Raw genomic sequence first — 3,729 nt, 5'->3', positions numbered from 1 at the left:
CGGGCTGCCGACGATCTGGGACGGGCCCAGGGTGCCGTCGGGGTTCTGCATGCGGCGCGCGACGTTGAACGACGTTTCGTTGCTGCTGGCGTCGGTCCACGTCACCCGGATGCGGGTGCTGGCCACGGCGGTCGCCGCCGCGCCCGTGGGGGCCGCGGGCGCCACCGGCGCGGGGCTGGGCCGGGTGACGGCCGCGCTGGCCGCCCATCCCGAGCACCCCGCGGCGTTGCAGGAACGAATGCGGTACTGGTACGTGCTGCCGCCGGTCAGGCCGCCGTTGGAGGCGCTGGTGGCGTTCGCCGCCGGGGTGGCCACGTCCTGCCAGGCCGTCCAGGTGGTCGGGCCCGTCATCACCCGGCGCGACAGGGTGAAGGACGTTTCGTTCACGCTGCGGTCCGTCCAGTTCAGCAGCACCGAGGTGGGCGTCTCCACGGCGGCCGTCAGGCTGGCCGGCGCAATCGGGAGTCCCCCCACGGTGGCGGACAGGGTGACGCCCGCGTAGTTGTTCCAGCCGCGAAGCATCACGTAGTACGTGCCCGGCACCGGGGACAGGGCGGTGCACTCTTCGTCGTTGCCGTTGATGTAGGGACGGCAGTTGTAGTCCATGAGCGTGGGGGCATTGCCCTGGCGCACGTACAGGTCCACGTCACCCGTGCCGCCGCTGGTCTTGATGGTCAGGCTGGTAGCACCCCGGGGAACGGTCACCGAGTAGAACATCTCGCTGCCCATGTCGCCCGCCAGGTCGGTGCGCGGCGTGCCCGGGGAAAGGACCGCCACGTTGGCCACGTTCACCACCACGTCCACGTAGCCGGTGGCCGCGCCGGACGCGGAGTCGTGCACGGCCAGCTTGCCCGAGTGCGTGCCCAGGGCCAGCGAGGCGCCGGAAACGGTGGCGTGCAGGATGGCGTCGTAGCCGGCGTTCAGGGTGCCCTCGGTGGGGTCTGCCTCCAGCCAGGGCCGGTCTACGGACGCCGTCCAGTTCAGCGCGACGTTGCCGGTGTTCGTGAGCTTCACCGGACGGGAAATGACCGAGTCGGCGACCGTGGCGGCGTAGAGCGCGTCGAACGCGCGGGGCGCCTGCCGGGGTTCTCCCGCGCCGGTGGCCGTGAAGAGCTGCGGGGCGCCGGTGTCGCCCATCGCGGCCGAGGCCGCCGTCGCCGGGACCCGCAGGAACGTGAACCGCAGCACGTTGGGGTTCAGGACGATCCGCGGAGCCGGGGTCTCGACCGTGAGAGGCGAGAAGAGCAGCCTGTTGGGCGAGCCCACCGGGTCCAGCACGACCCCGCTGGTGGCGCTGGCGCCGATGGCCTGGGTGACGGCCGCCGGCGAGGCGGTGGGCTGGCCCTGCAGGTACAGCGCGGCCACGCCCGCCACGTGGGGGCTGGCCATCGACGTGCCGCTGATGGTGTTCGTGGCCGAATCGGCCGTGAACCAGGCGCTGGTGATGCTGGAGCCCGGCGCGAACAGGTCTACGCAGGTTCCCCAGTTGGAGAAGTACGACCGCACGTCGTTGGACGACGTCGAGGCCACGGTGAGGGCGTTCGGGGTGCTCGCGGGAGAGACGGAGCACGCGTCGGCGTTCTCGTTGCCCGCGGCCACGGCGTACGTCACGCCCGAGGCGATGGAGGCCGTCACGGCGTCGTTCGCGGGGGCGTAGAAGCCGCCGCCCAGCGACATGTTCGCCACCGCCGGCTTCACCGCGTTGGCCGTGACCCAGTCCACCGCCGCGATGATGGTGGAGTAGGGGGCGCCGCCCGTGCATCCGAAGACGCGCACGGAAACCACCTGCGCGCCCTTGGCCACCCCGTGGGTGGTGCCCGCGATGGTGCCGGCCACGTGGGTGCCGTGGCCGTTGCAGTCCTGGCCGTTCTGGCCGTCACCCACGAAGTCGGCGCCCACGCTGGCGCGGCCGGCGAGCTGCACGTGCGTGGTGCGGATGCCCGTGTCGATCACGTACACGCGAACACCGGCGCCCGTGGGGCCGTAGCCGTAGGTGCCGTTCAGGGGCAGCGTGCGCTGGTCGATGCGGTCCAGCCCCCAGGTGGCGTTGGGCTGCTGCGTCTGAACGGGATAGGTCCAGGCGTCGGGGGCCACGTACTTCACCTGCGGGTTGCGCCGCAGCTCTTCCACCGCTTCGGGGCTCAGGCTGGCCGCGAAGCCCTTGAGGGCCGACGAGTAGCTGAAGTGAAGCCGGCCGCCGTGGGCCCGCACCATTTCATGGGCCGCCGCCGACGGGCTGGCCACGCTGCTGTTCAGGACCACCACGTAGCGGCCCGGGATGGCGTCGGCGCCGGCGGAAAGCAGCGGGGCCGCCTCGCCGGGCGCGCGCGCGCCGGTGAGCGCCTCCGTGGGGCGGTCGCACGCGGCGAAGGCCGCGACCACCGCGAGCGGTGCGAGCGTGCGGAAGAACCGTGGGATTTGCATGTGCTGGGCACTTGGGGGAAGGAGGTGCGATGAATTCCCGCCCGTCACGCACCAATTGTCTGCGCAGTGACGGCTCGAGGAGGGCAGTACGACCGTGAATTGCCGGAGGAAGGTGTCACGGGAGGACCGCGCGGGAGGAGTAGCCGACCGAAGGATCTGCACCAGCATCCCGCAGCAGGCTTTGTATAGGATAATGCGGAAAAGAGCCGCCCACAAGAGTGCCCGTCGCGCGTGGGGCCGCGAATGGCTGGCGGGCGCCGCGCGGCACCTACCCGGCCCCCCGCTCGCCGATGCGGTCGATGACGCCGCCGACCCGGGCGCCGGCGTTCTTCCAGCTCGCGCGGACGGCGGCCTCGGCGCCGGACGCGTCGCCGGCCGCCAGTGCGCGGACGACGGCCTCGTGCTCCGCGGCCGCCAGGGCCAGGGCGTCCTGCAGCAGCGCGCCGTACAACCACTCGTACCGGTCTACCTGCGGACGCACCAGCGACAGCAGCCACGCGAGCCGCGGCCCGGCGAGCGGATCGGTGATGCTGGCGTGAAAGGCTTTGCGCGCAACGAACGCGGCCTCCAGGTCCACCGGCGCCGTCCGGACCAGGTGGGCGAACGCCTGGCTGGCCGCGTGCGCACCGGCGGCGAGCGCCGTTCGGGCGGGAGGCGTGAGCGCGGGGAGCCCGCGGACCGCCGCCGCCTCCAGGTCGCCCAGCAGCCCGAACAGTTCCGCGGCGTCGTCGGCGCGCAGGGGGGCGACGGTGAGCTGCCGGCGGCCGCCCTCCGATGCCACCAGCAGCCCTTCCTTCACCAGCAGCTGAAGCGCCTCGCGCACCGGGGTGCGCCCCACGCCCATGCGTTCCGCCACCTCCTGCTCCACCACGCGGCCACCGGGGGCCAGGCGTCCGCGGACGATCAGGTCGCGAAGGCGCTCATACACGTGCGCGGAGCGTGCGCCGCGCGGGATGGCCGTGGTCATGCGTTCCTGGGCTGCGTGTGGGACCGTGATGGCAGCCGGGAAACTGTCCGCGAACGCGCCGGGCGCAAGTGCCGCCTCCCGGGGGTTCGGCCCTGGATCCTCACGAGCGGGGCTCGCCGATGCAGCCGGTGGCGCGCCTCGAGACGAAGAACCCCCATGGACACCGTCCATGGGGGTTCTTTCGTGCCGTGCTACCCGGCGAGTGTCACGGGGCCGGGGTCACCACGTTGCCGCTGATCCCCCAGGCGGAGCAGCCGGCCGCGTTGCAGGCGCGGACGTAGTAGCGGTAGGTCTTTCCACCCGTCGCGGCGCCGTCCGCGAAGCTGGTGGCGTTGGCC

At 72.6% G+C, this 3,729-nt stretch carries 2 protein-coding genes; both read right to left on the bottom strand.

What is annotated here, in order from left to right:
- A partial coding sequence (locus VIB55_RS24460) for a S8 family serine peptidase (protein ID WP_331879308.1) occupies positions 1-2,424 on the bottom strand: 2,424 nt, incomplete at its 3' end.
- A 268-nt stretch (positions 2,425-2,692) separates the two neighbouring features.
- Positions 2,693-3,391, bottom strand: a complete 699-nt coding sequence (locus VIB55_RS24455; protein WP_331879307.1) for a GntR family transcriptional regulator — start codon at positions 3,389-3,391, stop codon at positions 2,693-2,695.
- Positions 3,392-3,729: the final 338 nt, after the last annotated feature.

It is taken from the genome of Longimicrobium sp., from assembly GCF_036554565.1.
Classification (GTDB): Bacteria; Gemmatimonadota; Gemmatimonadetes; order Longimicrobiales; family Longimicrobiaceae; genus Longimicrobium.
This window is presented reverse-complemented; position numbering and strand designations above follow the sequence as displayed.

Excerpts from the sequence above, each read along its gene's own strand:
- VIB55_RS24455 (WP_331879307.1), bottom strand. The coding sequence starts at position 3,391 with ATGACCACGGCCATCCCGCGCGGCGCACGCTCCGCGCACGTGTATGAG.